The sequence below is a fragment of the Brachyspira catarrhinii genome, assembly GCF_005518285.1.
Taxonomy (GTDB): Bacteria; Spirochaetota; Brachyspiria; order Brachyspirales; family Brachyspiraceae; genus Brachyspira; species Brachyspira catarrhinii.
On the sequence record NZ_SJDU01000131.1, the window covers coordinates 1 to 5858 of the forward strand.

The following is a 5858-nucleotide window of genomic DNA, read 5'->3' on the forward strand; positions in this document are numbered from 1 at the left end:
CTGCATACAGCCCAGTCAACGGTATCGAAAAGAACCGTTTTTTCATCCATTAAAAGATAAGAGTTATATGAAACGCCTTTAGTTAAAGGATGCACATTTTCAAATAGGGCTAAACGATGTTCATTCGCTCCAACCCAGTATAAATCTTCTGTTACTTTTCTAACGCAATGCATTAATTTTCCTCCTGTTAGTTATTTAATTTATTGCTCTTATATTAAAAACCCTCTATAAATGTAGATTTTTCTTCGCTACATTCAGGGCATACCCATTCGTCAGGTAGAGATTTAAACTCTGTTCCTGGCAATACTTCCGCTTCAGGGTCGCCTACTAAAGGATTATATTCATAGCCACAACCTGTGCAAACATACAATTTTGGCAACTCGATTGTTTTTTTAGGAGCTATTCTCTTCATTTTCTTGAATGGAACTTCCGCAGGTTTTTTAGCGCCAGTATCCAAAGCTTTGGCAAGTAGAGGCAAAATCTCTTTAACATCTCCCACTATGCCGTAATCCGCATTTTTGAATATTTTAGCGTTCGCTTTAATATTTATCGCTACTATTATAGCGGCGTTTTTGATTCCTTTCAAATGCTGATTCGCTCCAGAAATACCGCAGGCTATATACAAATTGCCGTTGAATTTTTGTCCAGACATACCCACATATCTGTTTATAGGCAAATATCTCAATTCTTCGGCAACAGGGCGTGAACAACCGATAGCCGCTCCAGCAGCTTTAGCCAAGTCTTCAACCAATTTGATATTTTCTTTTCCGCCGATACCTTTACCCATACTTACCACTCTTTCCGCGTCAACTATAGGAGTGTTGATATCAATTCCAACGGAGAAGTCTATGCCGTCTTTTTGTAAAGCCGCAACCAAAGCGTTAACTCTATCTTGAGCCGAGCCGTCTTTGAATACGATATTTCTTCTTTCGCCAGTGATAGGACCTTTTCTAACGATAAGTCCGCCTCCGCCGCCTCCGCTTGGAGCTTTAGGCATTTTGCCGAGTATAGAAGCGGAAATAACGACTCTTTGAATTTCGTTGGTTCCTTCGTAAATTGTGCAGATTTTAGCGTCTCTGTAGGCTCTTTCCACCATATAAGCGCCTTTAATATATCCGTTTCCGCCGTGAATTTGAAGAGCGTCATTAACTACTTCCAAACCTATATCGGAAGCGTATTGTTTAGCTATAGCCGCTTCAACTCCGTAAGGTTCATGTATTTCTTTCAAATAAGCCGCGCTATATATCAATAGACGAGCAGCGCGCAATTTGGTATACATATCGGAAAGCTTAAACGCAATCGCTTGTTGTTGCGCTATAGGGCGTCCGAACTGTATTCTTTCTTTCGAATATTCCAAAGCCGCTTCGTAAGCGCCTTGAGCTATTCCCAACGCTTGAGCCGCAATTCCTATACGACCTCCGTCAAGAGTTTGCATCGCAATTTTGAAACCTTGACCTTCTTTACCGAGTAAGTTTTCTTTAGGAACTTTAACATCGCTAAATAATAATTGAGCGGTTGACGAAGAACGAATACCCAATTTGTTATAATGTTCTCCGAATTCAAAACCTTCCCATCCTTTTTCAACGATGAAAGCGCTGATACCTTTTGTGCCAATGCCCGGAGTCGTAACGGCAAATACGACATAAATATCCGCTTTAGGAGCGTTTGTGATAAATATTTTTTCGCCGTTTAAGATGTAGTAATCTCCTTGCAATACAGCCGTAGTTTCCGTTCCGCCCGCATCGGAACCTGCTTCGGGTTCTGTCAAACCGAAAGCGCCTATTTTTTCTCCCGTAGCGAGAGGAGTTAAATATTTTTTCTTTTGTTCCTCCGTTCCGAAAGCCGCTATAGGGTAAGCGCCTAAAGAAGTATGAGCCGATAGAATAACTCCGACTCCGCCGTCAACTCTGGAAAGTTCTTCGACAGCGATTGCATAACTTATGACATCGAGACCTGCGCCTCCGTATTTCTTCTCATAAGGTATGCCCATTATGTCGAGCTTTTTTCGTCCCATTTCCTTAACGGCTTCGTCAGGAAATTTGTTATCGAGGTCAAGCTCTACCGCTATGGGTTTCACTACTTCTTCCGCCCATGCTCTGACCTTAGCACGAAATTCTTCGTGTTGTTCAGTTGTTTTAAACATTTGCTTCTCCTTTAATTTGAATTTTTTATATATAAATTACGAATTTTTAACTAATTTAATAAATATAAAATCTACTATTTTCGATTTATATTTAAGACAAAAATAATTTTTATTTTTACCATACATATAGTATAATACAAAAAAATCTAATTGTCAAATGCAAACCGCTATTAATTAGGAATAAAATTCAATTTATCTTAATTATTTATAAAAATTTATGATAAATTAATATTAAATCCTATGTAATTATAAAAATCAAATTCAAAATCAAGAAAAACGCAAAAAATTTTATTTATTTTTTATCCACTTTTAATTATTTTTTTATTTACGAATCTAAAAATTCTTTAAGTTTTTTCTTTTTTGAAGTGGCTCTTAACCTTCTTATCGCTTTCGCCTCTATCTGTCTTATTCTCTCTCTCGTCACTTTAAATACATAGCCGACTTCTTCCAATGTATGACTATAGCCGTCATCCAAACCGAAGCGCATTCTTATAACTTTCTGTTCTCTTTGTGGAAGTTTTCCTATAACGGAATTCAATTCCTTTTGAAAAATTTTAAAAGAGGTTATATTTTGCGGGCTTTCAAATTCTTTATCTTCTATAAGCTCTCCAAGTATCGTGTCATCTTCGTCTCCTATAGGAGCGTTTAATGAAACAGGGTCTTTCGCCACATTTCTAACTTGTTTTACTCTGCTTTCGGGCCATCCCAACGCTTTAGCTATTTCCTGTATTGAAGGCTCTCTTCCATATTGTTGCATATATTGTCTTAAAACTCTTGTTACTTTATTAATCTGTTCTATCATATGAACGGGAACTCTTATAGTTCTCGCTTGGTCGCTTATCGAACGAGTTATAGCTTGGCGAATCCACCAAGTCGCGTAAGTTGAAAATTTATAACCTTTCTTATATTCGAATTTATCAACGGCTTTTATTAATCCTATATTTCCTTCTTGCACCAAATCAAAGAAATGAAGCCCTCTATTGACATATTTTTTGGCAATCGCTATAACCAATCTTAAATTCGCTTTTACTATATGGTCTTTAGCCTGCGCTATTCTTCTTCTTGAGGAATCTATTTTTCTAACCCATTCCGTCAAAGTTTCTTTATCGACTCTAACTTCATCGTAAATATCAGCCAAACGAACTTGAGAATTATGAAAGCTCGTTATAACCGCTTCGATTGCTTCGGGATTTATATTGAAGTCATCGACAAGTTTTATAAATATATCCTTATTTCCTTTTTCGATTTCCTTATAATAATTTTCAAAATCTTCTATATCTTTGTAATATCTCTTTTTAAGTTTTCCAAAATATTCTTCTATTTGATTTATTCTATGCAAATAAAATTTTAATTTTTCGGCTATTCTGTCGATTTCCATTCTATTCAATCGAACTTTAATAAGAAGTTTAACGATTTCTTCTTTGATTTCATCTTGTTCTTCAGTCAAACTTTTAATCTTTTTCGGAGTGGAAATTCTTTTTATTCTTTTATCCAAATAAAGATATTTTTCAGCCAATACCTTATATTCTTTTTCAAAATTTTTGTATTTTCTTTCCAATTTTCTTTTTTCTTGCGTTGAAACATTATATATTCTCGGAGGCTCCAATATTTCATGAATAAAAACTCTCCCCGCATGAACATTTTTAATCGTAGTTAAAACTTCGCCGACAACCAAATGAGTGTTTAACACAATCCCTTCGATTTCAGATTCTCCCGATTCTATCTTTTTAGAAAAATCCACTTCATCGTCATGCGTAAGCAAATTAACCTTTCCGATTTCTTTCAAATATAATCTTATAGGGTCGTCATTGTTTCCTATTTTTTCTTCCACATGAATATATTTATTTTCATCGTCCGCTTTATTTTTTTCTTTAGTTAGGTTTTCAAATTCTTTTTTATCTTCTACAGTCGCTATATTTCTCGCGTTTAATAATTGAAATAAAATATCTATAACATCGGCGTCCAAATTATCTATGGCGTTGTTAATTTCCTTATATGTCAGATATTTGTTTTCGTTTCCTTTTTCCAATAAATTTTTTATTTTTTCATTTTTCAGTAAAAGGTCGCAATCTTCTTCTATAGTTTTATCAATAGTAGTGTCAATCATATTTAACTTCCTTGATGTAATTTTTCTTTTTGCTTATTAAGTAAATGAATTTCTCTCGCTTTCGCGCAAATAGACTCGAAACTATCTTTATTTTGAATAGAATTTAAATTATTATTTAAAAGTTCTTTCCTCTTATAGTCTAAATCGCCGCTTTTCATTTTAATAATAAGCTCTTCCAATTTTTCTTCAATATTGTCTTTATATAAATTTTCCTTGCTTTTTATTCGATTCGCTATATTCTCGTTTCCAAGTATATTTAAAGCGTCTTCGGATGTCGCGTCTTTGCCAAGAGTCAAGAGTCTTATAAAAAATTCTTTGGTTATATCTTTCTTAAAAAGGTCAACCCCAATCTCTCTTTCTGCCTCTTTTATTAAAGACGGATTCAAAGCAAGCAAATATATTAAGCTATTTTCATAATAAAAATTATTATCGGTTTTTATATTTTTATTTTTTAAAACATAATTGTTTGAATTATAATTTAAAAATTTATTTTCTCTATTCGATTTAAACGAATTTATATAATCTTTATTGAAAGCCTCTCTGTCTATAGAAAGTTTTGACGCTATATGAGATATTATCATTTGCTTTTCCGTTTCGCTTTTTAATTCGTTCAAATATTTATAAAGAATATTCACAATTTTCAACTTTTCTTCTATCGAAAGATTATTTGGCTCTTTTTTTTCTCTTATACAACTTTCTACAATAAAATCATACCAATCGAGCCTATTTTTATATAAATTATCAAAACCGTTTCTATTGTAAATCGTAAAATATTCGTCCAAATCTTTAGTTTCTTTTATAGATAGTATAGTCAATTTTAAATCGAATTTCAATAGTATTAATATAGCTTTTTGAGTGGCTTTTATTCCCGCTTCGTCTCCGTCCAAAGCCAAAACTACATTATTCGTATATTTTTTTATTTCGATTGCATGCTCTTCGCTTATAGCAGTCCCTAAAGAACCTACCGCGTTTTTAATATTCATTTTATGGCAGGCTATAGTGTCCATATAACCTTCGACTAATATAATTTCGTCTTCTTTAAGAATATATTTTTTCGCTATATTTATTCCGTAAAGACAAGATTTCTTTTTGAAAATCAAACTTTCTTTTGAATTCAAATATTTAGGCTCTTTTCCGTCTATACTTCTTCCGCCAAATCCTATGATTTCCTCTCTTTCGTTAATTATTGGAAACATTATTCTATTTACAAAATTATCGTAAAAATGATTTGGGTTATTTTTGCTAACATTAACAAGCCCCAACGCATACATATTCTTAACGCTGATTTTATTCGAAGATAGAGATTTTATAAGCGCATCCCAACTCGGAGGCGCGTATCCGATTTTGAATTCTTTTATTATAGCAAAAGGCATTTTTCTATTTTTCAAATATTGAACGGCGTCTTTATAAAAATAATCTCCGTTTTTATCTTTTAATAGAAGATTTTTGCCGAAAAAATTGCAAGCCGTTCTGTTTATTCTTCTGCTTTCCAAATATATTTGCTCTTTTTGAGAACTTTTAGCCGAAAAGAAACCGCTCGTGTCCACCGAAAATCTATTTCCAAGATATTTAACCGCTCCTTTGAAATCCATTCCTTCTTTTTCTTTA

The 5858-nt window shown here is 33.5% G+C and carries 3 protein-coding genes and 1 pseudogene; all 4 read right to left on the reverse strand.

Translation table 11 applies throughout. The features are described from left to right. Positions 1-173 (reverse strand): annotated as a pseudogene (locus EZH24_RS15390) (FprA family A-type flavoprotein); the annotation flags it as partial. Positions 174-214: 41 nt separating this feature from the next. Beyond that, positions 215-2143 carry an acyl-CoA dehydrogenase family protein gene (locus tag EZH24_RS15510; protein WP_137998264.1) on the reverse strand — a complete coding sequence of 643 codons (1929 nt, stop codon included), beginning with the start codon at positions 2141-2143 and terminating at the stop codon, positions 215-217. Positions 2144-2468: 325 nt separating this feature from the next. Next, complete coding sequence (gene rpoD / locus EZH24_RS06205; RefSeq protein ID WP_137998265.1) at positions 2469-4250, reverse strand: RNA polymerase sigma factor RpoD; 1782 nt, start codon at positions 4248-4250, stop codon at positions 2469-2471. Positions 4251-4252: 2 nt separating this feature from the next. Continuing rightward, positions 4253-5858: DNA primase (gene dnaG, locus EZH24_RS06210; RefSeq protein WP_137998266.1), on the reverse strand; the 1606-nt coding region annotated here is incomplete at its 5' end.

Coding starts and splice junctions, on each gene's coding strand:
- EZH24_RS15510 (WP_137998264.1), bottom strand. CDS start 2,143: ATGTTTAAAACAACTGAACAACACGAAGAATTTCGTGCTAAGGTCAGA.
- rpoD (WP_137998265.1), bottom strand. CDS start 4,250: ATGATTGACACTACTATTGATAAAACTATAGAAGAAGATTGCGACCTT.